This is a genomic window from Roseomonas chloroacetimidivorans (assembly GCF_049629625.1).
GTDB classification, from domain to species: domain Bacteria; phylum Pseudomonadota; class Alphaproteobacteria; order Acetobacterales; family Acetobacteraceae; genus Roseomonas; species Roseomonas chloroacetimidivorans.
The window spans coordinates 1-26,476 of the sequence record NZ_JBNBZS010000026.1 but is presented as its reverse complement, the minus strand read 5'-3'; the positions used below and the strand labels follow the sequence as shown (position 1 = coordinate 26,476).

The window sequence follows — 26,476 nt, the reverse complement described above, 5'->3', positions numbered from 1 at the left end:
CCGGGAAGGTGGAGAAAAACCATCTCTCACTTCACGATGGCACCCAAGCCCGCCCATGCGCGACCTCCCCCGCCGCCACCTTCTGACCCTGGCCGCCGCCCTGCCCGTTCCGCTGGCGCTCGGTGCCGCCCCGGCCCGGGCGCGCCCCGCCTTCGCTCAAAGCGGTAACCCGGCCGCCGAGGCTGCCGCTTGGCCCGACCGCCCCATCCGCATGATCGTGCCCGTCGCCCCCGGCGGCAGCCTGGACATTCTGGGCCGCAGCGCCGCACGGGCCCTTACCGCCCCACTGGGCCAGCCTGTGGTGGTGGAGAACCACACCGGCGCCGGCAGCAACATCGCCTTCGAACTGGTCGCGCGCGCCAAGCCCGACGGGTCCACCATCCTCGTCGGCTCCGACCCGCTGGCCATCAACCCCGCGCTGTACTCGAAGATCGGTTTCGATCCGGTGCGCGACTTCGCCCCGATCGCCGAGTTGGTGCGTGCGCCGCAGGTCCTTGTGGTGAAGAACGGGCTGGAGGCGAAGAATCTTGGGGAATACCGCCGGCTGGCACAGGAGATGGGCGGCACGCTCACCCTCGCCAGCCAGGGCAATGGCAGCATTGGCCATCTCGGCGGCATCCTGCTGGGCCAGACCCGGGGCTTCCAGACCACCCATGTTCCCTATCGCGGCGGTGGTCCCGCCGTGGTGGATCTGGTGGCCGGCCATATCGACAGCCTGCTGGTCACCCTGCCCGCCGCCATCGAGCACATCCGCGGGGGCCGCATTCGCGCCCTGGCCGTGACCGGCAGCGGCCGCGCGGCCACCCTGCCCGATGTGCCGACCGTGGCGGAAAGCGGCTTCCCGGGCTTCGAGGTGGTGACCTGGCAGGGCCTTCTCGCCCCCGCCGGCACGCCGGAGCCGGTCCTGAACCGGCTCCATAGCGAGACGCGAACCGCGATGGCGAAGCCCGAAGTGGCCGACACCCTGCGCGCCCAGGGCTTCGACCTCGCCTCCGGCAGCCGTCAGGACTTCGCCAACCTCATCCGCGCCGAGGCGGCCCGCTGGCCGGCTATCGTACGGGCCTCGGGCGCCCGGATCGACTGAAGGGATAGGTTGTCCCAGGGAGGCTTCGCCTCCCTGGGCCCTCCAGCAGGAAACTGAGCTTCCTGAACCTTCCTTCCGTTGAGCACGCTGAGGATCTTGCCCCAGCGGCGGCCAGCCCCCCAGATCGCCTCCCCGTCCGGGCGAGCGAAGGGGCGCGGAACCTCGTATCCGCGTGCGAGCGCCTGGTGGACGATCAGGCGGCCGGGATGCCTTCACATGCTGCATCGTTCACTGATGCCTCCTTGAGACGCGGAACGCCCCGACAGGGCCGTCCCGTCCTTCGGGTTCCGTGCGGGAATCAGATCCGGCCCTCGGCCGTCAGCTCGCGGGTGCGTTTGAGCGTGGACAGTAGGGCGGCCCTGTAACCCCTGTCGCCGTCGCACTGCACCTGCTCGGCCCTCTCCTCGGGACCGTTCGGCTCCCTGCCGCGTAGCCCGAGGTAGCAGTAGAACCGGAGCTGGAGCGCGCCGGCCTCGTCCTCGAAGAGCTCGTTCACGATGGCGCCCTCGCGCGGGCCGGTCGCCTGGAAGAAGGTGACCTTGCCCTGCGGCTCGAAGGTGATGATCTCGCGCAGGTCCTGGCCGGCGATCGTGGCCTCACGCACGATGTGCGTCGCGCTCTCCTCCACGACCTCGCAGCGGGTGCAGAAGTTAGGCGGAAGGAAAAGGCGGGCGTCGCGGGCCTTGAGGACCAGCCCTTCCCAGACCTGCGTGCGGGTCAGCGCGTTCTCGCCTTCCGGGTTCACCGGGACGGTGGCGGCCGAGTAGATCATGATGATGTTCCTTGTCGTGGGTGTTGCATGTCGCCCGGGCGCTAGGCCGAGGCGGCGACCTCGGCGGCGAAGCTGCGGTAAGAGCGCAGGGGGCGGCCCAGCAGCGCGGTCAGGCGCTCCACGTCACCGGCCTCGGGCAGCATCCCTTCGGTGAGGAAGCGCTCGCTCATCAGGCGCATGTCGTAGGCCATCCAGCCCGGCATGAACTGGCTGAGGTTCTGTTCGAACCCGGCGGTGTCGTCGCCGCCGTAGGTGACCGGGCGCCCGAGGACCTCCGACCAGATGGCGGCGACATCCGCTCCGGTCAGCGTCTCGGGGCCGACCAGGTTGATGCGGTCCGACGGAAGCGGCGTGGCGGCGCGTTCGCGGCGGATCAGCTCGACCGCCGCGATCTCGCCGATGTCGCGCGCGTCGATCATGGCGAGCCCCTTGCCGCCGATCGGCATGGGGTAGACGCCGTGGTCGAGCACCACGTCCCTGATCATGAGTTCGTTCTGCATGAAGTAGGCGGGGCGCAGGATGGTGGCGTTGAGGCCCATCCGCTCGATCATCCGCTCGACGCCGAACTTGCCCGCGAAATGCGGCACGTTCACGTAGAGGTCGGCGTGGATGACGGAGAGATAGACGATCCGCTGGATGCCGGCCTCCCTGGCGAGGTTGAGCGCGATCAGGGCCTGGGAGAATTCGTCTGGCACGACGGCGTTGAGCAGGAAGAGGGTCGAGACGCCCGAGAGCGCGCCGCGCAGGGAGGCGACGTCGAGCAGGTCGCCCCGCACCAGGTTGACGCCTGCGGGGAGGTTCGCCTTCGCGGGATCGCGGACGAGTGCGCGGATTTCGGCGCTGCGGCTGACGAGCTGCTGGACGACATGGCGGCCGACGGTGCCGGTCGCGCCGGTGACGAGGATGGTCATTGGGGATCGCTCCTGAATGGGTGCCAAGGGGCGTCCCGGAAATTAGCGATCCACTCGCGGGCCAGTAGACGCTAGTTTTGGACGGTATGTCTCTCTGGTGGAACACATGGATCTGCTTGCCCTGGCCGACTTCAACCTGGTCGCCCGGCATGAGGGGTTTGGCCGGGCCGCGCGCGCCACAGGGCGCCCGAAGGCGACCCTGTCCCGCCGGGTTGCAGAGCTGGAGAGCAGCCTCGACCTGCGCCTCTTCGAGCGCGGCGCGCGCGCCCTCAAGCTGACGCAGGAAGGACGGGCGCTCTACGAGCGCACAGGGGCGTTGCTCACCGAACTGGACGAGGCGGCGGCGGCCATCGCGTCGGGCGTGAACAGGCCAAAGGGCCGGCTGCGGATCAGCGCGCCGCTGCTCTTCTCCCAGATCGCGATGGGAAAGCTGGCGGCGGAGTTCGCGCTGAAACACCCGGAGGTCCGGCTGGAGGTCACGACGGAGGACCGGGAGGTGGACATGGTGGAGGAAGGGTATGACCTCGTCATCCGCGTGAATCCGGATCCGGATGAGAGCCTGGTCGGGCGGGTCTTCCTGCGTGACCGGCTGGTCGTGGTGGCGAGCCCGGCGCTTGCCCGGCCGGCGGATGGTTCGGCCGTTCCGGCGGTCGTGCGCGGCCTGGGTGACCGGATCTCATCCTGGAGTGTGGTGACGCCGGACGGTCCTTCGAGCATCACGGCCGACGCCGTTCTCGGCCTGTCGTCGCTCATCATGGTCCGCGACGCGGTCCGGGCGGGCGTCGGTGCCGGGCGCCTTCCGGTATCGCTTGTAAGCCGCGATCTTGCGGCCGGAAAGCTGGTGCACTGGGGTGATGCGAACGGGCCGGACATCGCCCTGTGGACGCTCTACCCGTCCCGGCGGCTGCTAAGCGCGCGTGTCTCCGCCTTTCTCGACCACCTGAAGGAGGCCTTCCCGAAGGGAACTCCTGACGAGCTAGCGGCCTATATCGGGGACTGAGGAGGCCGGGTGGGCGGGTGTCCTCCGCCCCGTTCCTGACCGCGGCCGTGTTCCGCCGGAAGGCCGCCCGAAGCGTTTTGGGATCCCTATGGCCGCCTTCCGGGCCGTTCTTCCGGAAAGCGGAATTGCCGCTTCCGACTGCAATTCGTCGTGGCAGCTGGGCGCCCAGCCAGGTCATCCGGCCGAGCTGGGCTCTTCCGCCAGGGTGGACTTCGCGGTCAGCCTGTCGACGCCGATCTCGGAGGCCGGGGGCAAACTGTCGATAGCGGCAGCGGGCGCGGCGGTAAGGCTCCCCAGTCCGAGCCATGACGCCATCAGGCGAAGCTCTCCGACCAATCGGTCCACCGTGCATCGTGGCGCACCCTGCTCAACATGCACCCGCAGGACGACCAAGGTGCCTGCTTTTCGATCCGCCTTGAGGTCCACGCGGGCGACGAGAGCTCCGTCCAGCAGGAAGGGAAGCACATAGTAGCCGTGCTCGCGCTTGTGAGCGGGCGTGTAGATCTCGAGACGATAGCGGAACCCGAACAGTCTCTCGGTTCGCGGGCGGTGCCAGACAAGTGGGTCGAAGGGCGACAGCAGTGCCGAGCCCTCGAGCTTACGGCCGGTACGTGCGTCCTTGTGCAAATAGGCCTGCTGCTGCCAGCCCTGCACACGCACGGGGATGATGGTTCCCTCCTCCACGAGTTGTTCGATGGGCAGTTGCGCGTCCGCGGGGGAGAGGCGGTAATAGTCGCGCAGGTCATGCGCCGTGGCGACACCAAGCGCTTGCGCCGAACGCGCCAGAAGTTCCCGCCGGGCGTCGACGCCGCGCGGCGTCGGAAGTTGGAGGATGGCGCGGGGCAGCACCCGCTCGGGCAGGTCATACACGCGCTCGAAGCTGCCTCGGCGATGCGTCGAGGTGACCAGCCCCGCCCAGAACAGCCATTCAAGTGCATGCTTCGCGGCGCTCCACACCCACATGCCCCGCGAAGCCCTGCTGCCCGTCACGTCGGAAGCGGCCAGCGGCCCCTCGCCAGCAATGCGGGCGAGCAGCGCATCGGCCTCGCCCCGCCTTTCTTTCGCAAAGGGCTCGAGCTGCCGCCAGATGCCTCGGCCGCCAAGCGCACGGGCCATGCGCCAGCGCAGCAGCGGTTGGCAATCAATGGGCAGAAGCGACGCCTCATGCCCCCAGTATTCGAAGAAGCGCCTCGGTCTGGCCACCGCCACCGCCTCAAGGAGCGCGCGATCGTAGGAGCCCAGGCGCGAGAAGATCGGCAGGTAATGGGCGCGCACGAGGACGTTGACGCTATCGATCTGAAGAAGGCCGAGACGGCCGATGACCTTGCGCAGCTGTGCCGCCCCAACCTCGTCACGGCGACGCCACGCGTTGAAGCCCTGCGCGGCAAGCGCGATGCGGCGAGCCTCGGAAGCTGAGAGTTCCGCTTTCAGCGCCGCGCTCCCGTCATGAAAAGCCCCCAGCCGTTGCTAGCCTCTGCGCCGCGCTCACTGCCCCGAGCCTCTTGGCCACCCGGCTGCCCCTGCACCTGCCCTGGCCTCCGCCCGCAATGTGCCAGGACCAATCTGGCTGGAGCAATCCCGAGCCTTGGGCGACCAGGGCATGGAAAGGCTTGGCGGTCGTGCTCGCCGGGTTTCCGCTCGGAACTGGCCGCGATCAGCAGCTAAACGCCGATCCCGGCCATCCAGGCGCTTCGATCGGCTTCCCGGAGGCGGGTATCAGTCCGGTCGATGATGCTGACCGGAATGACTGGGTATGGAACACCGGCCATGATGGCCGTGCCTCTGGCGGGGTGGTACGAGGGCCAAGCGTGACTGTGCCTGTCCTTGAGCCCACACAGGCGGAGAAAGGTGCGGTGATGCGCTTACTTCCAGTCATGCAGGCGAGATGACGCAGGACAAAGACTTCGAGATATTTCTTGCGGCGGCACCGGGCCTGGAACCCGTGCTTTGCGCCGAAGTGCGCGGCAAGGGATTCAAGCAACCGAAGCCCGTTCCTGGCGGCGTTGTCCTCAAGGGCGGCTGGCCGGAAGTCTGGCGTGCGAACCTGTGGATCCGGGGGGCCGGCCGCGTCCTGGCGCGCATCGACTCCTTCCGTGTCGTTCATCTCGCGCAGCTCGACAGCCGCGCGCGCCGCGTCGCGTGGAACAGCGTCCTACGCCCCGACGTGCCATTCCGGGTGGAGGCGTCCTGCACGGCATCGCGTATCTATCATAGCGGTGCCGCGGCCGAGCGGATCGAGACCGCCATCCGGGAAACACTCGGCGCGCCCCATTCGCCGGACGCCGAGATCCTCGTGAGGGTGCGCATCGAGCACGACATCTGCACTATCAGCGTCGATACCTCAGGCGAAGCACTGCACAAGCGTGGTTACAAGGAAGCGATCAACGCGGCACCGATGCGGGAGACCATGGCATCGCTCTTCCTGCAGCAATGCGGCTATGACGGCGCCGAACCCGTGCTCGACCCGATGTGCGGATCCGGTACCTTCGTCATCGAGGCGGCGGAAATTGCGGCACGCCTCAATCCGGGCCGCGCCCGCCATTTCGCCTTTGAGAAGCTCGCAACCTTCGATGCGGCCGCCTGGCAGCGCATGCGCGAGGTGAAGAGCCGGCGCACACCGGCCGCCCGCTTCTATGGGAGCGACAGGGATGCCGGAGCAATCGCCATGAGCCGCGCGAATGCCGAGCGCGCGGGCGTCTCCGACTACACCGAATTCCGGCAGGCCACGATCAGCGAAGTCCTCGCGCCCGCCGGGCCTCGTCATCGTCAACCCGCCCTACGGCACCCGCATCGGGGACAGGACGAAGTTGTCCCCATTGTACCGCGCACTCGGGCAGATGCTGAAGAGCCGCTTCACGGGCTGGCGTGTCGGGATCATTACGAGCGAGCCCAGGCTGGCCTATGCAACCGGATTGCCGTTCCTGCCGACCGATGCGCCCGTTCCGCATGGCGGGCTGCGTGTTTCCCTGTTTCGGACCGGCCCTCTGGCGTGAGTCTCCGCGGGGCGCGGCGGCCGTAGGGAGCGATGGACGCGGCCCCCATCGGGTCTGATGCCCTCCACCACTCATTCCCGCGGTATCATTCCGGCGTTGATCACGGGGGTGGCGTCCTTGTCGCCAACCAGGACCACCAGCAGGTTGGCGACCATGGCCGCCCGCCGCTCCGGGTCCAGTGCCAGCCCCTTGCGTTCCAAGGCCGACAGCGCGTCCTCGACCATGTCCACCGCGCCGGCCACGATCTTCCGCCGGGCGGAGAGCACCGCCTCCGCCTGCTGCCGCCGCAGCATCGCCCCGGCAATCTCGGGCGCATAGGCGAGGTGCGTGATCCGTGCTTCCTCTACCCTGATCCCGGCGCGGCGCACCCGGTCCTGCAGTTCCCGCGCCAGTGCGAGCACCACCTCGTCACCGCCATCCAGCAGCGTCGCTGGAGGCCGCGGGATGGATTTTCCCAGGGGCGCCTCGGCCTGTCCCTCAGCGATGGCGACCTCTGCCCTGTCATAGGCGTGGCTGCCCGCAATCCGGCGCAGCGCGGTATCACTCTGCACCCGCACGAAACTCTCGTAATCATTGATCTCCAGCAGGGCCGCCGCAGCATCTGAGACCGACCACACCACCGCGGCGCCGATCTCGATCGGGTTGCCCACGGCATCATTGACCTTCAGCGCCGCGATCTCATGCGTGCGCAGACGCCGGGACACCTTGGAACGCGCATAGAGCGGGTTCGTAAAACGCAGCCCCGTCCTGCTATCGCCGCCACGGTAGGAGCCGAAGAGCAGGAACACGGCACTCTCATTCGGTGCCAGGATATAGAGGCCCCGCAGCAGGAACAGGCCGAGCAGCAACGGCGCAAATCCCGTGAAGATCCGCCCCCTGTTGCCGACAGGTGCACCGTTCGCGATCAGCAGCACACCGCAGAGGACCAGCACCAGGATGGCCAGCAGAGCGACGTAGCCGTTCGCCGCGAGGCCCTGCCGCTCTGCAATCGCTGGCTGCCGCGCAGGCTCTTGCCGTTGGGGAAGGTCCACCTCGCTCATGCCGCTGATCCCTTGCTCAGTGTCCAAGTTCTCGAAGCGTCACCGTTGCTCGGGGGTTTGCAAGCCGCCCGATCCAGCGTTCGGTTGCGGATCACTGGCTTCGGTCCGGGCACTGCCCGCGAGCAGCGCGGGGCCGAAGTGTGTTCGTTTCGCCATCTCGCATGCCGCAAAGCGGAGATGCCGCTTCGGACCAAACTTGTCTGCCTATATGCCCACTTACACGCGGCGGAGCCTAGCGGGCCGGTTCCTACCCTGCCCCCAGCTCGGTCAGGCACCCTGCTTCCGTCTCGCGTTCCGTTCCGCTGGCGCGCGCCGCGGCCCAGGCGACACGCGCCGTGGCGCGATCGCGGTACAGAATGAGATCCAGGGCGCAACGAGGCCCTTGGTAGAGCCAGATTTCAGCCTGGCCCTCGGGCCGGCGCCGCGCTGGAGGCCCAAGCGCGGCCAGGACAGCCTCCTGGGTTTGGCCCAGAAGGGCGGCAACGCTGCCAGGGGCCAGGCGGTGCGTGGCGGAACGGGGCGGCGGCCGGGGCGTTGTATCCAGCGCGGCGATGCTGGCGCGGTGCTGCTCCAGCACCTTCTCCAGCACTTCGCTGGCGGCGCGGTCCGGGCCGGCAGGAGCGCAGCTCGCAAGCAGCAGGGCGAACGGAACGATCCACCCGGCCCCGCGCAGAACAGGGGCCAGGCGACAGACGCCACCGGTTGACGCGATCATCGCCGGTCCCGTTGCCCCGGAATGCAGATGGCCAGCAGGGATGCGCGGCCGCATGGCCGCGCATCGGGATGATCAGTCGTTATACGGGGTCAGGGCCGGCGCCGCGTATTGCGGGGCCATGGCAGGCTGCGGCGCCGGGACGGGTGCGCTGGGCGGGGCCGCCTCCTGTCCCTCGCTCAGCATCTCCATGCGGCCGGAGAGCTGGCCGCCCTCCTCCACCGAGAGCTTGCGGGTGCGCGCCACGCCCAGCACGCGGCCGGTGGAACGGATGGTCAGGGAACCACGGGCGGTGATGGTGCCATCGAACACGCCGGCGATTTCGGCGTCCTCGACCTGGACCTCACCCTTGAAAACGCCGGACTGGGCGATCTGCAGCTCGGCCGCCTGGATCATCTGGCTCTCGACCGTGCCCTCAACGACCAGGCGCTCGGCATCGTTCACCGTGCCCTGGAGCGAGATGCCCTTGCCGACCACGAGGGTACGGCGCTCGGCGGCCGATGCCGCCGGACGGGCGGCCGGGCGCGGCGGCATGGACACGCCGGGGGCGGCAGCAGGGCCCTGAGGCGCGGTAGGCTTGGGCGGCAGGCTCATGGTGGTGTCCTTGGGGGCGGCTTGCCCCGGAGTGGGACGGAAAGGGGGCACCGATAACTCGGGATCGCGCAAAACGGGCACGGTCGTGGGTTCCACGGCCTCACTGGGCCCTTGGTCGGTCGGTCGGCGGCGGAAGACGGACATGGCAGATCCCCCTGGCAAAGGCGGTCACGGACATTGCGCGGCCTGCCGGCCGGGCGGTCGCGGATCCCGCGAACGGGCCGGCAAACCAGACGGGCAGCAGCCTGGCGCGGAGGGGACCCCCCCGGTCCCGCACCTGCCGGACTCGGCTATCACGGCCAGCAGACAGGGCACAACGGCCGATGGACGAATCGGGCGGAGAATCATTCGTCTGTTACGCCGGGCAGGTTCCGGCCGTGACGCCGCATGGTATGGCGGCGCCGATCGGGGCCGGGCGCCCCTCCGAAAAGGGCCGGGCACGCCCGGCGGCATGGGAACTGACGGGCAATGGCGGATCAGCAGGCAGCGCTGGACATCCTGGGCATTGGCAATGCCATCGTGGACGTGGTGGCCTCGGCCACGGATGCCACCCTGGCGCAATGGGGCATGACCAAGGGCGGCATGGCGCTGATCGACACGGCCCGTGCCGAAGCGATCCACGCCGCGGTGGGCGAAGGCATCCAGACCGGCGGCGGCTCGGCCGCCAATACCTGTGCGGCGGCAGCCGCGCTGGGCGCGAAGGTCGGTTATCTGGGCAAGGTGGCGGATGACGCGCCGGGCCGGGCCTTCTCCGAGGATCTGAAGAAGCTGGGCATCGCCTTCCCGACCGCACCGCTGAAGGGCGGTGACCCGACCGCGCGCTGCCTGATCCTGGTGACCCCGGACGGGCAGCGGACGATGAACACCTATCTCGGCGCCTGCGTGACCTTCGGGGAAGCCGATGTGGACCAGGCCTCGGTGGAATCCGCGGCCCTGACCTATCTGGAAGGCTATCTCTTCGACCCGCCGGCGGCGCAGGCTGCCTTCCGCAAGGCCGCCGCCATCGCCCATGGGGCGGGGCGCAAGGTGGCGCTGACCCTGTCGGACAGCTTCTGCGTCGGGCGGCACCGCGCCGCTTTCCTCGATTTCATCGCCCGCGACTGCGACATTGTCTTTGCCAACGAGGACGAGGCGTTGTCCCTGTTCCAGGTGAGCGACGCGGAGGCGGCGACGCGGGCCTTCGCCGCAACCGGCAAGCTGGTCGCGATGACGCGTGGCGAGAAGGGCAGCCGGATCATTGCCCCCAACACGGGCGCGGGCGGGCAGGTGATCGAGGTTCCGGCGGTTCCGACCACGATGATCGACACGACCGGGGCCGGCGACGCCTATGCCGCCGGCTTCCTCGCAGCCCATGCCCGGGGCCTGCCCCTGGCTGAATGCGGTCGCTGGGGCAGCGTGGCGGCCAGCGAGGCGATCTCTCATTTCGGGGCCCGGCCCCAGGCCGACCTCCGGAAGCTCGTCGGGATTTGAGATGGCCCCAGGGAGGCTCTGCCTCCCTGGACCCTCCGCCGGAGAGCATCATGCTCCCCGGACTCCACCATCGATCGGCGTTTCAGCGGAGATCTGCCGAGGCGTCCCGGTGGGCCCTGAGCTAAGCCTGCCAGAAGCAGTCATTCGGAGACCTCAGGGAAGCGGCTACCGGAACGGGCCATCGCCATACCACGAAGCCGATCCCTCCCCGGCGCGTTGGCGATCGAAGACGAAGGAGAACGCATGATCCGCACGACGTCCCTGACCGCGGTGCTGGCGGCCATAGCCCTGGCCACCCCGGCCCTGGCCCAGGCTCCTGGTCCGTCCGGGGCAGACCCGGCGCTCCGGGAGATGCAGCGCGAGCGCGCTGCCCCGACCGCCACCCCCTATGTTCCCGCCCAGAACCGCAATGCAGCCGATGCCGATATCAGCGGCGTGGAGCAGGCCCGCGCCCTGCTCGCCGAGGCCCGCACCTTCCTGGTCCGCCGCAGCACCGGGCGCGCGGTCGAGGCGCTGGAGCGGGCTGAAACGCGGCTCCTGACCAATCCCGTGGCTGCCACCGAGGCCGACCGGCCGCAGAGCACCGCGGCGGTGAGCCAGATCCGCTCCGCCCGCCGGCTGGCGGGACAGGGCGATACGCGGGCGGCGCTGAACGCGCTGGACCAGGCCGAGACGGCTCTGCCCGCCACCCCCACGGGCCCCGGCGCCCGGCCGCTGCCGGACACCGTGCCTACCGCGGTGGACGCGCCGACCTTGCCGCCCCATCTCCAGCGCCCGGCGCGGCCGACGCGGGAAGGGCCGCGCCCTGCGGTACCCCAGGGTCCCGGCATCCCTGCCGAGGCCACGCCGCCCAGGGGCTGAGTCCGGCCTGATCCCGGTCCATTCCCGCCCCGCTCCCAATGCATGGGCGAGGTGGGGCCGGGGCATCGCGGAAACCCTCGCAATTCGGTGTGCGGCACGCTATCTGTGCGCTGCAACACGCCGAACCGCCGAGACAGGCCCCGCCGCCCATGCGCGCGGGGCCTTCCATATGGATGGACGTCGAGCGGAGGGCCGCATCCCCGTTTGGGGATGCGAAACATGGCGCGATGGACCCCTGCATGGGCCGGCATCGCGCGCAGCGCCGGGGGGACCCCTCGGCGCGAGGTTAAGGGACATCGCGCGGTGACACAAAACATCCGCAACGTGGCGATTATCGCCCACGTCGACCACGGCAAGACGACGCTCGTGGACAACCTTCTCAAGCAGGCCGGCGCCTTCCGTGCCAACCAGCAGGTGGCTGAGCGCGCCATGGACCGCAACGACCTGGAGCGGGAGCGTGGCATCACGATCCTGGCCAAGTCCACGGCCGTGGAGTGGAAGGGCACCAAGATCAACATCGTGGACACGCCAGGCCACGCCGATTTCGGCGGCGAGGTCGAGCGCATCCTGTCCATGGTGGACGGCGCGATCGTGCTCTGCGACGCGGCCGAGGGTCCGCTGCCGCAGACCAAGTTCGTGCTGACCAAGGCGCTGGCCCGTGGGCTGAAGCCGATCGTGGTCATCAACAAGGTGGACCGCCAGGACGCCCGCGCGGACGAGGTGCTGAACGAGGTGTTCGACCTCTTCGCCGCGCTCGGAGCGACGGATGAGCAGCTGGACTTCCACACCATGTTCGCCTCGGGCCGCCAGGGCTGGGCCGACCTGTCGATGGACGGGCCGCGCAAGGACCTGTCCCCGATGTTCGACCTGATCCTGAGCCATGTGCCGGCCCCGAAGGTGGACCTCGACGCCCCCTTCGCCATGAACGCCTCCATCCTTGAGGCCGACAACTTCCTGGGCCGCATCCTGACGGGGCGCGTTGAGCAGGGCGTGGCGCGGGTGAACATGCCCGTGCGCGTGCTGCGCCAGGATGGCAGCGTCGTGGAGACCGGCCGCCTGACGAAGCTGATGACCTTCTCCGGCCTGGAGCGCGTGCCGGTGGACGAGGTTCAGGCGGGCGACATCATCGCCATCGCCGGCCTGTCCGACGCCACGATCCCCGACACGATCGCCGCCCCCGAGGTGACCGAGCCGCTGCCGGCCATTCCGGTCGATCCGCCGACCCTGAGCATGACCTTCCGCATCAATGACGGCCCGCTGGGCGGTCGTGAGGGCAAGAAGGTCACCTCCCGCCAGATCCGCGACCGCCTCTTCAAGGAGACGGAGGGCAATGTGGCGATCAAGGTGAAGGTGTCCGAGGAAGTGGACGCCTTCGAGGTGGCCGGGCGCGGTGAGCTCCAGCTCGGCGTGCTGATCGAGACGATGCGCCGCGAGGGCTTTGAGCTGACCATCGGCCGCCCGCGCGTCCTCACCCGCGAGAACCCGGAGACGGGCCAGAAGGAGGAGCCCTTCGAGGAGGTGCTCGTCGACGTGGACGAGGGCTATTCGGGCGTGGTCGTCGAGAAGCTGTCCCTGCGGAAGGGCATGATGCAGGACATGCGGCCCTCGGGCGGTGGCAAGGTGCGCCTGACCTTCCACATCCCGTCCCGCGGCCTGATCGGTTATCATGGCGAGTTCATGACGGACACGCGTGGCACCGGCATGATGAACCGCCTGTTCATCGGCTATCAGCCCTGGGCCGGGCCGATCGAGGGGCGCGTGAAGGGTTCGCTGATCTCCAACTCGGATGGCGAGGCGGTGCAGTACTCCCTCTTCGCCCTGCAGGAGCGCGGCACGCTCTTCGTGGATCCGGGCGTGAAGGTCTATGTGGGCATGATCCTCGGCGAGCATTCGCGCGAGAACGACCTGGACGTGAACCCGATCAAGGAGAAGAAGCTCACCAACATCCGTGCCGCCGGCAAGGATGAGGCGCTTCTGCTGGTTCCGCCCCGCCGCATGAGCCTCGAGCAGGCGATCGCTTATATTGAGGAGGACGAGCTGGTGGAGGTGACGCCGAGCGCGATCCGGCTCCGCAAGCGCTACCTCGATCCGCATGAGCGCAAGAAGCACGCCCGCCGCGCGGAGAGCGAGGCGGCGTGAGAAAGGCCGGGGAGAAGGAATTCTCCCCGGCCTCCATCTTTGGTGCTGGTGCACAAGGCCCGGGGGTCATCCCCCGGGCCTTTTTGTTTTCAGGCCAACACCCGGCCGCGTCCCTGCAAAGCCAGGAGCGCAGCAGCCAGCGCCAGCCCGATCCAATGCGGTGCCGGCAGCCAGGGCACCACCCCTTCCAGCAATGCCGGGAAGACCAGCAGCAGCCCCGCCGCCGCGAAGCCCACCCGCTCAGCCGCGTTCAGCCCGCGCACGAAATATCCCTGGCAGGCCGCCGCCAGTGCCGCGAGCCCCGCCGTGGCCAGGATGATCTGCCAGGCCACGTCCAGCCAGGTCATCTGCGGCGTCAGCGAGAGCAGCAGCCCTACCCCCTCCGGATCGGTCACGAAGACGAAGGGCAGCACGAAGGCCGGCAGCGTGTATTTCCAGGCCTGGAGCGTCGTGGAGTAAGGCCCGGCCCCCGTGATCGCGGCCGCCGCGAAGGGCGACAGGGCGGTCGGCGGCGAAACCTCGCTCAACACCGCGTAGTAGAAGACGAACATATGGGCCGCGTAGTCCGGCACGCCCAACTTCATCAGCGCCGGCGCCGCCACCACGGCGCAGATGATGTAGCTGGCCGTCACCGGTACGGCGAGGCCGATGATCCAGACGATCAGCGCCGTGAACAGTGCCGTGCCGAGGATGGACCCGTTCGCAGCCTGGATGGCGATGTCCGAGAACTTCAGTCCCAGCCCGGTGAGCGTGATCACGCCGACGATAATGCCCGCGCAGGCACAGGTCGCTGCGATGCCGACCGACTGGATGGCGCCGATGGCCAGCGCCTCGATCAGCTTGCGCGGGAAGAGCGCCGTCTCCTTCCGCAGGAAGGAAAGCACGACGGCCACGACCATCGCGTAGAGCACGGCGAGGGTGGAGCTGTAGCCCAGCACCATGAAGACGATGATCGCGATCAGCGAGGAGAAGTGGAACCCGTATTTCTTTGCCAGTTCCCAGGCCGGCGTCGCGGCGGGCACTTCCACCGTCTTCCCCGCCGCCCCCAGGCGCCGCTGGTCCAGCTCCACCATGAAAAGCAGCGAGGCGTAGTAAAGGCAGGTCGGGATCACCGCCATGCGCAGCACGTCGAGATACCCGATCTTCAGATATTCGGAGATCAGGAAGGCCGCGGCTCCCAGCACGGGTGGCGAGATGATCGCGCCGAGCCCGCCCGCGGCCAGCAGCCCGCCCGCATCGGCAGCCCGGTACCCCACCTTCTTCATCATCGGCCATGCGACCGTGCCGAGGGTGACAGTGGTCGCCACGCCGGAGCCGGAGGGCCCGCCCAGCAGGAAGGAGGACAATACAACCGTCCGGCCCGCCGAGCTCGCCTTCCCGCCCATGACGGAGAAGGAGAAGTCCACGAAGAACTTCCCGGCACCACTGAGCTGCAGGATGGCGCCATAGATCGTGAACAGGATGATCAGCGTCGCCGAGACATCCACCGCCGTGCCGAAGATGCCATCCAACCCCACCGCCAGATGCGGGATCAGCCGCTCAGAATCGTACCCGCGATGCGTCCAGGGCGCGGGCAGGTGGTTGCCGAAAAACGCATAGGCGATGAAGACGATGGCGACGACCGGCATCACCCAGCCGGTCGTCCGCCGCGTCACTTCCAGCACCAGCGCGACCAGCATCCAGCCGACCACGAGATCCATTGTTTCGGGAAAAATCACCCGATCCTGCAGGTCGTCGCCGCCCGCGATCAGGTACCAGGTGCAGTAGAGCCCCGCCGCGATCAGCACCGCGTCCCAGGGCATGAAGCGATGCCGGAAACGGCGCGCGGCCGGAAACAGGTAGAAGCCGATCACCATCGCGAAGCCGACATGCACGAAGCGCAGCGTGGTCGTCGGCACGATGTCCCAGGCGGCCCAGAGATGGAACAGGCTCATCGCCAGCGCCAGCGCCGTGCCGATCCAGGCCAGGATTCCACGAAAGCGGTGCTGGGCTCCCTCTTCCTCCTCGATCAGCGCCTCGACCTTGGCCGTGGTCGCGGCATCCAGCGATCCCGGCGCCACCTCCGGCGGCAGTGCCGAGCCCAGATCCGTTACAGTAGAGGCAGCGCCGGGCGGCCCGTCGGACGGGGCCGCCAGTTCCTCGCGCCGCATCAGGCGAGATTGGCCCCAGCCGCCTTCCAGAAAGCTTCCGCAGCGGGGTGCCACGGAATGCCGGCGGCCGCAGTCTTCTGGCCCTCCAGCTTGAAGTTGCGCGCCTCGGCATGGGTGCGCGCCAGCTCCTCGCGGCCTTCCCAGGTGATGCGCAGCAGCTTCGTCACGAGATCCGCCGGCATGTCCTCGCGCACGGCGAGCACATTAGCCACCGACATCTGCTTGTTGTCGGTCTCCTGACCGGGATAGGTCCCCTTGGGGATCACCTCGTTGAAATAGACCGGCCCGTATTTCTCGGTGATTTTCGCGGTGTACTGGTCATGGTCGATCATCTGGATCTGGATGCCGGGGCTCGCCGCCAGATCGGTGATCGCACTCGTCGGCACGCCCGAGACGAAGAAATACGCGTCGAGCTTTCCGTCCTTCATGGCGTTGGTCGATTCCGCCGGGGAGAGTCGCTCCCGCGCCCGGAAGTCCTTCGCCGGGTCCAGCCCGGCGGCCTCGATCAGCCGCAGCGCCATCACTTCGGTCGCCGAGCCCGGCGCGCCGGTCGAGACGCGCTTGCCCTTCATGTCCGGGATGCTCTTGATCCCCGTGGCAACCGTCGTCACGGCCTGCATGCGGTTGGTGTAGATCACCGCGATGGCCCGCGCCGGCACCGGCCGCCCGCGGAACCGGTCTTTGCCCTGGACCGCATCCACCGCGGCATCCACCTGGGTGAAGATCATCCCCACGCGGCCCGCGCCGAGAAGCTGCAGGTTACCGACCGATCCGCCTGTCACCTCGACCGTGGCCGACATGCCGGGAAGCTGGCGGGAGAAGAGATTGGCCAGCGCGCCGCCCAGCGGATAGTACACGCCGCCCGTGGTGCCCGTGGCGATGGCAAGCTGCTGGCCGTCCTGGGCCAGAGCGAGGCGTGGTGCCGCAAGGGCGAGCCCTGCAGCGAAGACGCCCCGACGCGGGATCTTTCCCATCGTCCCAAATCCTTAAACAGTTTCCTCTGGCGCGAAGCATAGACTGCTCTCCGCGACAGGCGAAAGCCCGGCCTTGGGCAGCCTTGCCACCATCCGGCCCGCTTCAGCGTTGCATCCTCCGTCCGCCGCGCTGCCAGGATAGGTCGATGATGGAGACAACCCCTTTCAAGATCCGCTGGACCGGAGCCGCGCTCGACCGCCTTCGGGAGCGGCTCGGCGCCTTCACCTTCCCGCGCGCACCAGAGGGCGAGGATGGCTGGCGCTACGGCTGCGACCCGGACTTCCTCTCCGCCCTGCGCGATCACTGGGTGGAGGGCTTCGATGCGGAGGCCGCCGCGGCCGAACTGAACCGCTATCCCCAGATCATGGCCCGTGTTGAGAACATCGACATTCACGCCGTGCACGTCGTCGGCGAGGCGGGCGGGCGGCGGCCTCTCCTGCTCACTCATGGATGGCCGGGCTCGGTTTATGAATTCTGGCAGGTGATCGGGCCGCTGGCCTTTCCCTCCCGCTATGGCGGCACGGCGGAGGACGCCTTTGACCTCGTCATCCCCTCCCTCCCCGGCTTCGGTTTTTCCGGCAAGCCCCGGTCACCCATCGGCCCCCGTACCACCGCCCGGCTGTTCGATGCGCTGATGCGCGGCCTGGGCTATGGCCGCTATCGCGCGCAGGGCGGGGACTGGGGCGCGGGAGTCTCCGCCTGGCTCGCCCTCGACTACCCGGGCTCGGTAAAGGCCATCCATCTGAACTACCTGCTCACGCAGCCTGATGCGGAGCCTGGAACGCCCGAGGAGAAGGCCTGGAAAGCCGCCTTCGACGCCAACCAGCAGAAGCTCGGCGCCTATGCCCAGCTCCAGGGCACGAAACCGCAATCCCTGGCCTATGCCATGCAGGCCAACCCACTCGCCCAGGCCGCCTGGATCGTGGAGCGCTTCCATGACTGGTCCGACCACCGCGACCGGCCCTTCCAGGCGATCTTCAGCCGCGACCAGCTGCTGACCAACATCATGATTTACGTGATGAACGACGCCTTCACGACGGCTGCCTGGTACTATGCCGGTGCACAGGCCGAGAATGTGCGGAAGATTCCGCCGGGCCGCCGGGTGCAGGTGCCCACCGCCATTGCCGCCTATCCCGACCCACGCTCGCCCTTCCCGCCGCGAAGCTGGGTGGAGCGCGGCTATGCCGTGAACCGATGGATCGACCAGCCGAAGGGCGGCCACTTCGCCGCCATGGAGGTTCCCACCGCCTTCATCGCCGATATTCGCGAATGGGGACGCGAGACGGATGCCTGAAGCAAACCCGGCAAGGCCATTGGTTGTTCAGCGGGCGGGAGAACAGGACGGGGACCGCCCGTCCGGGACAGGACCGGTGGTGCAGACCGCAACGGCGGAGGTGAGGCTCGGCGAGCATGTCAGCCTGAGGGCGGAAGTCCGCGTGACGCCCGCCGGGCTGCTGGCGATCGGCGCCCTTGTGTCGGGCATCATCCTCTCGGTCGCGCCGCTCGTCTGGTCGGCGCGGCGGCGGCGCTACTGAAAGAAAAAGGCCGGGGAAGATTTCCTTCCCCGGCCTTCTATCTCAGCGACGCAGGCCGAGGCGCCCGATCAGGCTCTCGTAGCGCTGCTGGTTCTTGCGCTTCACATAATCCAGCAGGCCACGGCGCTGGCCGACCAGCACCAGCAGGCCGCGCCGGGAGTGGAAGTCCTTCGGATGGGCCTTCATGTGCTCCGTCAGCGACGAGATGCGCTCGGAGAGCAGCGCAACCTGGACTTCCGGCGAGCCGGTATCGCCCGGGGCGGTGGCGTATTCCTTGATGAGCGCGCTGCGGCGCTCGGCAGTGATCATCGACATCGGGATATCCTGATGTAAGGGGTTCTAGCGGTCGCTGCGGGCGAGCCAGCGTTCGGGGCGGAGAAGCCCCTCCCCCAAGCGGCACAATCCCATCAGGCGCTCCCCCGACAACACGCGAACCAGACCCCCATCGGGGTTGGCCGCCTGCGGAACCCGGCCCATGAACTCGACCAGGGACAATTCTTGGCCGAAGGAGAGCCGGGCGGCCTCACTCTCGGTAACGGCCAGTGCCGGGATGTCGTCCAGCGCGGTCGTCACCGGCAGCAGAAGCGCCGGGGAAGGGGGCGGGGTATCCCCCGTAACGACCAGCCTGTCCAGCGGAATCGCGTGCTCTTCCCGGAAGGGGCCGACCCGCAGCCGGCGCAGAGCGGCGATATGCCCCACCGTCCCCGCCGCCCGCGCCAGGTCCCGCGCGAGGGAGCGCATATAGACACCTTTTCCGCTCTGCACGTGGAAGATAGCGGTGTCGTCGTCCACCCGCTCCACCAGCTCGAACCGGTCCACCCGGGCCGGGCGGGGCTGCAGCTCTACCACCTGGCCTTCGCGGGCCAGGTCATAGGCGCGTTCGCCATTCACCTTGATGGCCGAGTAGATCGGCGGGATCTGCATGATGTCGCCGCGGAAGGCCGGCAGCGCCGCCTCAAGCTGCTCATTTGTCGGACGGTAGTCGGAGGTCGCGATGGTCTTTCCATCGGAATCATCCGTGTCCCGCTCGTCGCCCATCTTCAGCGTGAAGCGGTAGATCTTCGTGCTGTCCATGACATAGGGCACCGCCTTGGTCGCCGCCCCGAAGGCAATGGGCAGGATGCCCGTCGCCAGCGGGTCCAGCGTGCCGCCATGCCCAACCTTCTGCGCGTCGAAGGCGCGCTTGAGCTTCGTCACCACATCGGTGGAGCCCATGCCCGTGGGCTTGTCGACGATCAGCCAGCCGTCCAGCGGCCGCCCCTTGGGCTTCCGGTTCTGCCGGCGGTGCCCGCCACCCTGTCCCGCCATGCGCGGCCTGCCCCTCTACTCCGGACCGGCGTGAACGCGGCCGTGTGTTATCCCTCCGCCCGTTTTCCCGGGCCGGGAGGGCGGCCCTCTAGCACCGGGCGCAACGCATCGCACGGGGGAGGTACGCGGGGGTGGGTTGCGGAACCGGGAGGCTTTGCCCTCCCTGAGTCGTCCCTCACCCCACCGGTGTGATCCCGCGCCCCGACAGCAGCCCGGATGTCATTCCGCCGCCGAAGCCCATGGCTCGCCGGGCGAAGAAGCCCTTCAGGGCCGGCATCCGGTCCACGGCCGCGATGCCCAGGCGGCGCGCGATACGGATGGGGGCCAGGTCGTTCCCGAACAGCCGTTCCAGGGCATGGGTTGCCCCTAGCATCACCAGGGAATCCGGCCGGCGCACGGCCTGATAGGCCGCCAGCAGGGATGGAGCTCCGACATCCTCGCCGGCGGCCTTAGCCTGGATCACCAGCTCCGCCAGCGCCGCCACGTCGCGGAAGCCGACATTCAGACCCTGACCCGCAATGGGATGGATGCCATGGGCGGCATCGCCCACCAGGGCCAGGCGGGTATCGGCGAAGCGCATCGCCTGCAGGGCGGAGAGCGGATAGGACCAGCGCCCGCCGACCAGGCGCAGCGCGCCCAGATGGTTGCCCATGCGCCGCACCACTTCCCGCGTGAAGGCAGGGGCGTCCATGGCCATGAAATGCGGGGCCAGGCTGCTGCGCTCGGACCACACGATGGCGGAGGCATGTGGGAAGCCCTCCCGTGCAGCCTGGGCGCGCTCATCGTCACCATCCGGGGAGGCGTCGGGAAGAGGAAGCTGGGCAAAGGGGCCGTTCGGGAGGAAGGCCTCCAGTGCCGTGCCGTTATGCGGGCGCTCATGCGCGATGGCACAGACGATTCCGGACTGCTGGTAGTCCAGTCGCGTGGCGCCGATGCCGGCCTCGCCACGCAGGGTGCTCTTCCGGCCCTCCGCCGAAACCGCCAGCCGGGCCCGCATTATGCACCCATCCGCCAGCCGCGCCACCACGCCCTCCGCCGAGCGTTCGAGCGAGACAGTGATCGGCGCCAGCACCTGTAGGGCCGGCAGCGTGGCCATCCTCGCGTTCAGCGCCACGCGCAGCGACCGTGCTTCGACCATCCAGCCGAAGGCGTCCTCCCCCATCGCCGCCGCGTCGAAATGCAGGTGCAGGCTGGAGGGGCGCTCCCCCGGGCGACCATCCGTGACCCGGATGCCCGTGATGGCGCAGGACGGGGCCGGCAAGTGATCCCAGATCCCGGCGGCTTCCAGCAGGTTCCGGCTGCTGGCCGCGATGGCATAGGCGCGCCCGTCGAAGGCCGGCAGTTCCATGGGCGGCAGCGGCTGGGCATCCACCACCGCCACCGACACCCCGCCGGTGGCCAACGCTGCCGCCAAGGTGGCGCCGGCCGGGCCCGCCCCGATCACCAGCACATCGACCTCTGGCATGGCGGCGTCGGTTGGCATCATCGATCTTTCCTGCATCACGGGGCGGTGTTCTGCCCATGATTTAGGCAATACACCAGAACCTGCCACTCCAATTGGTTGTAACAGGCTTGGCACGCAACTCGCATCGCTCGCTTGGTCCAAGCGGAGGAAGGGGGCCGCGACACGATGAAGTTGGTGATGGCGATCATCAAGCCGTTCAAGCTGGACGAGGTGCGCGAGGCGCTCACCCCGCTCGGCGTGCAGGGGCTGACGGTGACCGAGGTGAAGGGCTTCGGCCGCCAGAAGGGGCAAACGGAGATCTATCGCGGCGCCGAGTATCAGGTCTCCTTCCTGCCCAAGCTGAAGATCGAGGTGGCCGTACCGTCGGAGCTGGTGGATGCCGTGGTGGAGGCGATCGCCAACACCGCGCGCACCGGCAAGATCGGCGATGGCAAGGTCTTCGTGCTGGACCTGGAGCGCGCGCTGCGCATCCGCACTGGCGAGACTGACGCGAGCGCCCTGTGAACCTCACGATGACAAACAAGGAAACGACGATGCGACCCGATTCGCGCGGCTGGGCAATGACCGCCGCGAAGCTGTCCACCCTGGGGCTGGCGGGTGCCGCGCTGCTGGCTGGCCCAGCCCTGGCTCAGGACGCCCCGGCCGCGGACGCCACTGTAAATACCGGCGACACGGCCTGGATGCTGACCTCCACGGCGCTGGTCCTGATGATGACCATTCCCGGCCTCGCGCTCTTCTATGCCGGCATGGTCCGCAAGAAGAACATCCTGGGGACGATGATGCAGTCCTTCGCGATCGTCGCCATCGCGACGATCGTGTGGATGGTGGTCGGCTACAGCCTCGCCTTCGGCGAGGGTGGAGCCTATGTCGGCGACCTTTCCAAGCTGTTCCTCCGCGGCGTGGCGGAGAACTGGGACAAGCCCTTTACCCTGGGCACGGGCGATTCGGCGGTGGCCTTCACCATCCCCGAGACGGTCTTCCTGATGTTCCAGATGACCTTCGCCATCATCACCCCGGCCCTGATCACCGGTGCCTTCGCCGAGCGCATGAAGTTCTCGGCCATGGTGCTCTTCACCATCCTGTGGCTGGTGGTGGTCTACTCGCCGATCGCCCATTGGGTCTGGCATCCGAATGGCTGGATTTTCGGCCTGGGTGCGCTGGACTTTGCGGGTGGCACGGTGGTGCACATCAATGCGGGCGTGGCCGGCCTGGTCGCGGCCATCGTGCTGGGCAAGCGCATCGGTCTCGGCCACGACAACATGGCCCCCTACAACCTCGCCTTCGCCGTGATCGGCGCGGCCCTGCTCTGGGTGGGCTGGTTCGGCTTCAACGCGGGTTCCGCGGGCGCGGCCGGTGGCCGTGCGGGCATGGCCATGCTGGTGACGCAGATTGCCGCCGCCGCCGCCGCCCTCGCCTGGCTCTTCGCGGAGTGGATGGGTAAGGGCAAGCCCTCCGTCCTTGGCGCGATCTCGGGCGCGGTTGCGGGCCTCGTTGCCATCACCCCGGCCTCGGGCTTCGTGCTGCCGGTTCCGGCGCTGATCATCGGCGTGGTCGCCGGCCTGGCCGGCTTCTGGGGCGCCACCGCGCTCAAGCACTGGTGCGGCTATGACGACAGCCTGGACGCCTTCGGCGTGCATGGCATCTGCGGCATCGTCGGCGCGCTGCTGACGGGCTTCTTCGCCTATGGCCCGCTCTCGGCCACCACAGCGCTGCCCGAGGGCGTGGTCGGCAGCATGTCGCAGTTCATGATCCAGCTTTACGCGGTGATCGCGACCTTCGTGTACACGGCCATCGTCAGCTGGATCCTGCTGAAGATCGTGGACGTGATCGTCGGCCTGCGCGTGACCGAGGAAGAGGAGCGCGAGGGTCTCGACGTCTCCCTGCACGGCGAGCGCCTCGGCTGATCCCGGCCTGAACAGAAAGGCCCCGGCGGAGCGATCCGCCGGGGCCTTTTGCTTTTGCGGAGGGGGGACAGGGGAAAGAGTTCCCCAGGCCCCTAACCATTTCTTTCTTCGGGCTTGGGCGCGTCAGCGCCCTACTCCCGCGCGCCCCGGACACCTTCCGCCAGCGCCCGCACCCCATCCAGCACTGCCCGCACCGTGCCGGGCGTTGCGCACCCATTCGCATCCAGCGTCCCGGCCAGAATCTCGATGAGAGAGGAGGCGACGACCGCGCCATCCGCGACCCGCACCGCCTCGGCCGCCTGGGCCGGGGTACGGACGCCGAAGCCGATTGCCACCGGCAGGTCGGTGGCCGCGCGCACGCGGGGGATGGCCGCGGCCAGGTCAGCCGCATCGGCGGAGCGCGTGCCGGTGATGCCGGTGATCGAGACATAATAGATGAAGCCGCTGGCGCCGTTCAGCACGGTGGGCAGCCGGTTCTCCAAGGTGGTGGGCGCCACCAGGCGGATCATGTCCAGCCCATCGGCATAGGGCTGCACCTCATCCGCCTCCTCGGGCGGCATGTCCACGATGATCAGGCCATCCACGCCGGAGGAGCGGCAATCCTCGCAGAAGCGCTCCGGTCCATAGGCGATGATGGGGTTGAGGTAGCCCATGAGGACCAGCGGGGTCTCGTCATCGTCCCGGCGGAAGTCGCGCACCATGGCCAGCACCCCGGCTAGGCTGCCGCCGGCCTTCAGCGCCCGCTGTCCAGCCTTCTGAACGGTGGGGCCGTCAGCGGCGGGATCGGTGAAGGGCACGCCGATCTCAATCAGGTCCGCCCCCGCACCGGGCATGCCGCGCAGGATTGCCATGCTGGTGGCGGGGTCGGGATCATAAGCCTCAAGGAAGGGCATGAGGGCCCCCCGGCCCTCCTGCTTCAGCTTCGCGAAGCGCGCGGCAATGCGCCCCATCAGATTTCCACCCCCATGTGATGGGCGACGGTGAAGATGTCCTTGTCGCCACGGCCGGAGAGATTGAGGACGATGATCGCGTCCTTCGGCATGGTCGGGGCGCGCTTGATCACCTCCGCCAGGCCATGGGCGGATTCCAGGGCGGGGATGATGCCTTCCAGCTTCGAGCAGAGCTGGAAGGCATCCAGCGCCTCGTTGTCGGTGGCCGCCGTGTATTCCACGCGCCCGATCTCATGCAGCCAGGAATGCTCCGGCCCGATGCCCGGATAGTCCAGGCCGGCGGAGATGGAATGCGCCTCCTGGATCTGGCCGTGGCGGTCCTGCAGCAGATAGGTCTTGTTCCCGTGCAGCACGCCGGGGGTGCCGCCATTGATGGCGGCGGCATGGGCGCCTGTCTCGATGCCGTGGCCCGCGGCCTCCACGCCCACCAGCTTCACCTCCGCATCGTCCAGGAAGGGGTGGAAGATGCCCATGGCAGAGGACCCGCCGCCGACGGCGCAGACCACTACATCGGGCAGCCGGCCCTCAATGGCCAGGCACTGCTCCTTCGTCTCGTCGCCGATCACGCATTGGAAGTCGCGCACCATCTGCGGATAGGGCGCGGGGCCGGCGACGGTGCCGATGCAGTAATAGGTGTCGTGGACATTCGCGACCCAATAGCGCAGGGCCTCGTTCATCGCATCCTTCAGCGTGGCGGCCCCGGAGGTCACGGGATTCACCTCGGCCCCCAGCAGCTTCATGCGGAAGACGTTCGGCTTTTGCCGCTCCACATCGGTCGCGCCCATGAAGACCGTGCATTTCAGGTCGAAAAGCGCGCAGGCAGTGGCGGTGGCCACGCCGTGCTGGCCTGCCCCGGTTTCCGCGATGATATGCGTCTTGCCCATGCGCTTCGCGAGCATGATCTGCGCCAGCACCGCGTTGATTTTGTGCGCGCCGGTGTGGTTCAGCTCCTCGCGCTTCAGATAGACCTTGGCGCCGCCCAGATGCTTCGTCAGCCGCTCCGCGAACCAGAGGGGGGAGGGACGGCCGACATAGTCCTTGAGGAGGCGTCGCCACTCCTTCTCGAACTCGGGGTCCTTCCTGGCTGCCTCATAGGCCTCCTGCACCTCGGTGATATTGGGCATCAGCGTCTCGGCCACGAAACGGCCGCCGAAATCGCCGAAGCGGCCCCGGGCGTCGGGACCCATGCGGAGGGAATTGGGAAGAGGCTTGTTCACGGCGGGGTATCCCGTGTCTGGTTGGCCCGAAGGAACGGGCGGCAGGTCTTTAGCGCGCGCCCGGGGCCGGGTCACGCCGCCAACGCAGCGCGGTCACCCCGAGCCCCGCCAGCACCAGCGCCATTCCGGCCAGGCGGGTGGGTCCGAAGCTCTCCCCCGTGACCAGCGCGGCGGAGGCGGCGCCGGTGATCGGCACCAGCAAGGCGAAGGGGGCGACGGTCGTGGCGGGATAGCGGGCCATCAGGAAGCCCCAGATACCATAACCCAGGCTGGTGGCGGCGATCGCGACATAAAGCACGGCCGCGACCCCGGCCCAGCGCAGCTCCGCCAGGGCATGGGCCACTGTCGCGGGGCCCTCGACCACCAGGGACAGGACCGACAGCGGCAGAATCGGCACCAGGCTCAGCCAGGACATGAGAGCGAGCGGCCCGCCGGGCGAAGAGCCGGCCCCGCGCAGCAGGATATTGCCCACCGCCCAGCTCGCGGCAGCGGCAAGGCAGAGAGCGAGGCCCGCGGCCGTGACGCCGTTGCCGCCAACCGTGGTGGCAATCAGCGCGAGCCCGGCGAAGGCCACGGCCATGCCGGCCAGGGCGCGGCGGGTCGGACGCTCCCGCAGGATGGCAGCGGCTAAAAGGCCGGTGAGGAAAGCCTGGGATTGCTGCGTGACCGAGGCGAGGCCGGGCGGCATCCCCGCCGCCATACCCGTGAAAAGCAGGGCGAACTGGCCGACGAAGAGGAACATGCCGATCGTAACCAGACGGCCCGTGGGAATTTTCGGCCGGGGTAGCCAGAGCACCGGGAGGGCGGCGACCATGAAGCGCAGCGCGGCCATCAGCAGGGGCGGCAGGCCGCTTTCCAGCCCGATCTGGATCATGACGAAGTTGAAGCCCCAGAGCGCAGTTGTCAGCAGCGCGAGGGCCAAATGGGCAGGTTTCATGCCTCGGCCGGGCGCGGGGCGATGATGCAGGCGGCTTCGTTCATGCCTGCCGCCTAGAGCAGATCGCGACGGGGCGGTACCGCCGGAAGTGTGAAGCAGCCCCCGGCTCAGGTCCGGGCGGGTCTGGCGGTGGCTTCAGTCCTGGTGAGACGCACCGGGCGGGTTCGTTCCACCCGGTGCGGAGGCGGGCTTTTTCACCCGCCTCCCTGGTTTGATCAGGTGAAGAGGAAGTCGTCGACCGAGAGTTGGGCGGTGGTGATGCCGGCGAGGAACAGCGTGCCGTTCTCGCCGATCTCGTGCCCGTTCAGCAGCACGCCGCCATCCATGTCGGTTGCGATCGACTGGATCAGGGCGGTCCGCTCGTCCGGGGTGTCGAGCGAGGCCGGGATCAGGGCGTCATCGATCACGAGGTGGTCGATGCCGTCCTGGAAGTCGGTGATGGTGGCCGCGTAGAAGGCC

The 26,476-nt window shown here is 68.5% G+C and carries 25 protein-coding genes and 1 pseudogene; 11 read left to right on the top strand and 15 right to left on the bottom strand.

The window, feature by feature from the left end; all coding sequences use genetic code 11:
• The first annotated feature begins 55 nt into the window (after positions 1-55).
• Positions 56-1,084: a Bug family tripartite tricarboxylate transporter substrate binding protein gene (locus tag ACO1BU_RS19460; protein WP_424137620.1), complete on the top strand. Its 1,029-nt coding sequence runs from the start codon at positions 56-58 to the stop codon at positions 1,082-1,084.
• A 298-nt stretch (positions 1,085-1,382) separates the two neighbouring features.
• On the opposite strand, the gene ACO1BU_RS19455 is transcribed toward ACO1BU_RS19460, so the two are convergent.
• Complete coding sequence (locus tag ACO1BU_RS19455; protein WP_424137619.1) at positions 1,383-1,856, bottom strand: AtaL-like protein; 474 nt, start codon at positions 1,854-1,856, stop codon at positions 1,383-1,385.
• Between the two features lie 41 nt (positions 1,857-1,897).
• A complete protein-coding gene (locus ACO1BU_RS19450; RefSeq protein WP_424137618.1) occupies positions 1,898-2,767 on the bottom strand; it encodes an NmrA/HSCARG family protein in 870 nt (289 codons plus the stop codon).
• Positions 2,768-2,873: 106 nt separating this feature from the next.
• Between ACO1BU_RS19450 and ACO1BU_RS19445 the strand changes: the two genes are divergently transcribed.
• Positions 2,874-3,767, top strand: coding sequence for a LysR family transcriptional regulator (locus tag ACO1BU_RS19445; protein WP_424137617.1), 894 nt, complete (start codon positions 2,874-2,876; stop codon positions 3,765-3,767).
• A gap of 174 nt (positions 3,768-3,941) precedes the next feature.
• Here the strand turns inward: ACO1BU_RS19445 and ACO1BU_RS19440 are convergent, their stop codons facing one another.
• Positions 3,942-5,042 carry a winged helix-turn-helix domain-containing protein gene (locus ACO1BU_RS19440; protein WP_424137616.1) on the bottom strand — a complete coding sequence of 367 codons (1,101 nt, stop codon included), beginning with the start codon at positions 5,040-5,042 and terminating at the stop codon, positions 3,942-3,944.
• On the opposite strand from ACO1BU_RS19440, the gene ACO1BU_RS19435 reads away from it, so the two are divergent.
• Positions 5,031-5,183: a hypothetical protein gene (locus tag ACO1BU_RS19435; protein ID WP_424137615.1), complete on the top strand. Its 153-nt coding sequence runs from the start codon at positions 5,031-5,033 to the stop codon at positions 5,181-5,183. The genes ACO1BU_RS19440 and ACO1BU_RS19435 overlap by 12 nt on opposite strands.
• A 469-nt stretch (positions 5,184-5,652) precedes the next feature.
• Positions 5,653-6,760: pseudogene (locus ACO1BU_RS19430) on the top strand (THUMP domain-containing class I SAM-dependent RNA methyltransferase).
• A 71-nt stretch (positions 6,761-6,831) separates the two neighbouring features.
• On the opposite strand, the gene ACO1BU_RS19425 reads toward ACO1BU_RS19430, so the two are convergent.
• The 3 genes from ACO1BU_RS19425 to ACO1BU_RS19415 all read right to left on the bottom strand — a co-directional run bounded on the left by ACO1BU_RS19425 (position 6,832) and on the right by ACO1BU_RS19415 (position 9,106).
• Complete coding sequence (locus ACO1BU_RS19425; protein ID WP_424137614.1) at positions 6,832-7,827, bottom strand: SPFH domain-containing protein; 996 nt, start codon at positions 7,825-7,827, stop codon at positions 6,832-6,834.
• Positions 7,828-8,047: 220 nt separating this feature from the next.
• A complete protein-coding gene (locus ACO1BU_RS19420) occupies positions 8,048-8,515 on the bottom strand; it encodes a hypothetical protein (protein WP_424137613.1) in 468 nt (155 codons plus the stop codon).
• Positions 8,516-8,587: 72 nt separating this feature from the next.
• Positions 8,588-9,106 (bottom strand): bactofilin family protein, encoded by a 519-nt coding sequence (locus ACO1BU_RS19415; RefSeq protein ID WP_424137612.1) that lies wholly within the window; start codon positions 9,104-9,106, stop codon positions 8,588-8,590.
• 468 nt (positions 9,107-9,574) lie between these two features.
• On the opposite strand from ACO1BU_RS19415, the gene ACO1BU_RS19410 reads away from it, so the two are divergent.
• The 3 genes from ACO1BU_RS19410 (at position 9,575) to typA (ending at position 13,576) form a co-directional block, all read left to right on the top strand.
• The gene (locus ACO1BU_RS19410; protein ID WP_424137611.1) at positions 9,575-10,576 is read left to right on the top strand and encodes an adenosine kinase; all 1,002 of its coding nucleotides are present in this window, start codon (positions 9,575-9,577) and stop codon (positions 10,574-10,576) included.
• 243 nt (positions 10,577-10,819) lie between these two features.
• Positions 10,820-11,437 (top strand): hypothetical protein, encoded by a 618-nt coding sequence (locus tag ACO1BU_RS19405; RefSeq protein ID WP_424137610.1) that lies wholly within the window; start codon positions 10,820-10,822, stop codon positions 11,435-11,437.
• A 303-nt stretch (positions 11,438-11,740) separates the two neighbouring features.
• Entirely contained in the window at positions 11,741-13,576 is a 1,836-nt protein-coding gene (gene typA, locus ACO1BU_RS19400) for a translational GTPase TypA (RefSeq protein WP_424137609.1), read from the top strand.
• 89 nt (positions 13,577-13,665) lie between these two features.
• Here typA and ACO1BU_RS19395 read toward each other — a convergent pair whose 3' ends face one another.
• Together ACO1BU_RS19395 and ACO1BU_RS19390 are read right to left on the bottom strand one after the other, a co-directional pair.
• Positions 13,666-15,726 carry a TRAP transporter permease gene (locus ACO1BU_RS19395; RefSeq protein ID WP_424137608.1) on the bottom strand — a complete coding sequence of 687 codons (2,061 nt, stop codon included), beginning with the start codon at positions 15,724-15,726 and terminating at the stop codon, positions 13,666-13,668.
• Positions 15,726-16,700, bottom strand: coding sequence for a TAXI family TRAP transporter solute-binding subunit (locus tag ACO1BU_RS19390; RefSeq protein ID WP_424137607.1), 975 nt, complete (start codon positions 16,698-16,700; stop codon positions 15,726-15,728). Before ACO1BU_RS19390 ends, ACO1BU_RS19395 begins: the two co-directional genes overlap by 1 nt.
• A 146-nt stretch (positions 16,701-16,846) precedes the next feature.
• Here ACO1BU_RS19390 and ACO1BU_RS19385 point away from each other — a divergent pair, with 146 nt between their 5' ends.
• Together ACO1BU_RS19385 and ACO1BU_RS19380 are read left to right on the top strand one after the other, a co-directional pair.
• Positions 16,847-17,995, top strand: coding sequence for an epoxide hydrolase family protein (locus tag ACO1BU_RS19385; protein ID WP_424137606.1), 1,149 nt, complete (start codon positions 16,847-16,849; stop codon positions 17,993-17,995).
• A 76-nt stretch (positions 17,996-18,071) separates the two neighbouring features.
• Positions 18,072-18,236, top strand: coding sequence for a hypothetical protein (locus tag ACO1BU_RS19380; RefSeq protein WP_424137605.1), 165 nt, complete (start codon positions 18,072-18,074; stop codon positions 18,234-18,236).
• A gap of 42 nt (positions 18,237-18,278) precedes the next feature.
• Here the strand turns inward: ACO1BU_RS19380 and rpsO are convergent, their stop codons facing one another.
• From rpsO to ACO1BU_RS19365, 3 genes are all read right to left on the bottom strand, one after another.
• Entirely contained in the window at positions 18,279-18,545 is a 267-nt protein-coding gene (gene rpsO / locus ACO1BU_RS19375) for a 30S ribosomal protein S15 (RefSeq protein ID WP_424137670.1), read from the bottom strand.
• Between the two features lie 30 nt (positions 18,546-18,575).
• Positions 18,576-19,544, bottom strand: coding sequence for a tRNA pseudouridine(55) synthase TruB (gene truB / locus ACO1BU_RS19370; RefSeq protein WP_424137604.1), 969 nt, complete (start codon positions 19,542-19,544; stop codon positions 18,576-18,578).
• A gap of 175 nt (positions 19,545-19,719) precedes the next feature.
• Positions 19,720-21,030, bottom strand: a complete 1,311-nt coding sequence (locus ACO1BU_RS19365; protein WP_424137603.1) for an FAD-dependent monooxygenase — start codon at positions 21,028-21,030, stop codon at positions 19,720-19,722.
• A gap of 144 nt (positions 21,031-21,174) precedes the next feature.
• Here ACO1BU_RS19365 and ACO1BU_RS19360 point away from each other — a divergent pair, with 144 nt between their 5' ends.
• A complete protein-coding gene (locus ACO1BU_RS19360; RefSeq protein ID WP_424137669.1) occupies positions 21,175-21,513 on the top strand; it encodes a P-II family nitrogen regulator in 339 nt (112 codons plus the stop codon).
• Between the two features lie 29 nt (positions 21,514-21,542).
• Positions 21,543-22,913 (top strand): ammonium transporter, encoded by a 1,371-nt coding sequence (locus ACO1BU_RS19355; protein WP_424137602.1) that lies wholly within the window; start codon positions 21,543-21,545, stop codon positions 22,911-22,913.
• A 131-nt stretch (positions 22,914-23,044) separates the two neighbouring features.
• Here the strand turns inward: ACO1BU_RS19355 and trpA are convergent, their stop codons facing one another.
• The 4 genes from trpA to ACO1BU_RS19335 form a co-directional block, all read right to left on the bottom strand.
• Positions 23,045-23,863 carry a tryptophan synthase subunit alpha gene (trpA, locus tag ACO1BU_RS19350; protein ID WP_424137601.1) on the bottom strand — a complete coding sequence of 273 codons (819 nt, stop codon included), beginning with the start codon at positions 23,861-23,863 and terminating at the stop codon, positions 23,045-23,047.
• Positions 23,863-25,050, bottom strand: coding sequence for a tryptophan synthase subunit beta (gene trpB, locus ACO1BU_RS19345; protein WP_424137668.1), 1,188 nt, complete (start codon positions 25,048-25,050; stop codon positions 23,863-23,865). Before trpB ends, trpA begins: the two co-directional genes overlap by 1 nt.
• Positions 25,051-25,129: 79 nt before the next feature.
• Entirely contained in the window at positions 25,130-26,017 is an 888-nt protein-coding gene (locus ACO1BU_RS19340) for an EamA family transporter (protein ID WP_424137600.1), read from the bottom strand.
• A 215-nt stretch (positions 26,018-26,232) separates the two neighbouring features.
• Positions 26,233-26,476 (bottom strand): hypothetical protein (locus ACO1BU_RS19335; protein WP_424137599.1); only part of this gene is annotated, 244 nt, incomplete at its 5' end.

What these genes read in the sequence shown, in the direction of transcription:
- ACO1BU_RS19460 (WP_424137620.1), top strand. Translation starts at nt 56, where the DNA reads ATGCGCGACCTCCCCCGCCGCCACCTTCTGACCCTGGCCGCCGCCCTG.
- ACO1BU_RS19455 (WP_424137619.1), bottom strand. Translation starts at nt 1,856, where the DNA reads ATGATCTACTCGGCCGCCACCGTCCCGGTGAACCCGGAAGGCGAGAAC.
- ACO1BU_RS19450 (WP_424137618.1), bottom strand. Translation starts at nt 2,767, where the DNA reads ATGACCATCCTCGTCACCGGCGCGACCGGCACCGTCGGCCGCCATGTC.
- ACO1BU_RS19445 (WP_424137617.1), top strand. Translation starts at nt 2,874, where the DNA reads ATGGATCTGCTTGCCCTGGCCGACTTCAACCTGGTCGCCCGGCATGAG.
- ACO1BU_RS19435 (WP_424137615.1), top strand. Translation starts at nt 5,031, where the DNA reads ATGGGCGCGCACGAGGACGTTGACGCTATCGATCTGAAGAAGGCCGAG.
- ACO1BU_RS19420 (WP_424137613.1), bottom strand. Translation starts at nt 8,515, where the DNA reads ATGATCGCGTCAACCGGTGGCGTCTGTCGCCTGGCCCCTGTTCTGCGC.
- ACO1BU_RS19415 (WP_424137612.1), bottom strand. Translation starts at nt 9,106, where the DNA reads ATGAGCCTGCCGCCCAAGCCTACCGCGCCTCAGGGCCCTGCTGCCGCC.
- ACO1BU_RS19410 (WP_424137611.1), top strand. Translation starts at nt 9,575, where the DNA reads ATGGCGGATCAGCAGGCAGCGCTGGACATCCTGGGCATTGGCAATGCC.
- ACO1BU_RS19405 (WP_424137610.1), top strand. Translation starts at nt 10,820, where the DNA reads ATGATCCGCACGACGTCCCTGACCGCGGTGCTGGCGGCCATAGCCCTG.
- ACO1BU_RS19395 (WP_424137608.1), bottom strand. Translation starts at nt 15,726, where the DNA reads ATGCGGCGCGAGGAACTGGCGGCCCCGTCCGACGGGCCGCCCGGCGCT.
- ACO1BU_RS19390 (WP_424137607.1), bottom strand. Translation starts at nt 16,700, where the DNA reads ATGGGAAAGATCCCGCGTCGGGGCGTCTTCGCTGCAGGGCTCGCCCTT.
- ACO1BU_RS19385 (WP_424137606.1), top strand. Translation starts at nt 16,847, where the DNA reads ATGATGGAGACAACCCCTTTCAAGATCCGCTGGACCGGAGCCGCGCTC.
- rpsO (WP_424137670.1), bottom strand. Translation starts at nt 18,545, where the DNA reads ATGATCACTGCCGAGCGCCGCAGCGCGCTCATCAAGGAATACGCCACC.
- truB (WP_424137604.1), bottom strand. Translation starts at nt 19,544, where the DNA reads ATGGCGGGACAGGGTGGCGGGCACCGCCGGCAGAACCGGAAGCCCAAG.
- ACO1BU_RS19365 (WP_424137603.1), bottom strand. Translation starts at nt 21,030, where the DNA reads ATGATGCCAACCGACGCCGCCATGCCAGAGGTCGATGTGCTGGTGATC.
- ACO1BU_RS19360 (WP_424137669.1), top strand. Translation starts at nt 21,175, where the DNA reads ATGAAGTTGGTGATGGCGATCATCAAGCCGTTCAAGCTGGACGAGGTG.
- ACO1BU_RS19355 (WP_424137602.1), top strand. Translation starts at nt 21,543, where the DNA reads ATGCGACCCGATTCGCGCGGCTGGGCAATGACCGCCGCGAAGCTGTCC.
- trpA (WP_424137601.1), bottom strand. Translation starts at nt 23,863, where the DNA reads ATGGGGCGCATTGCCGCGCGCTTCGCGAAGCTGAAGCAGGAGGGCCGG.
- trpB (WP_424137668.1), bottom strand. Translation starts at nt 25,050, where the DNA reads ATGGGTCCCGACGCCCGGGGCCGCTTCGGCGATTTCGGCGGCCGTTTC.
- ACO1BU_RS19340 (WP_424137600.1), bottom strand. Translation starts at nt 26,017, where the DNA reads ATGAAACCTGCCCATTTGGCCCTCGCGCTGCTGACAACTGCGCTCTGG.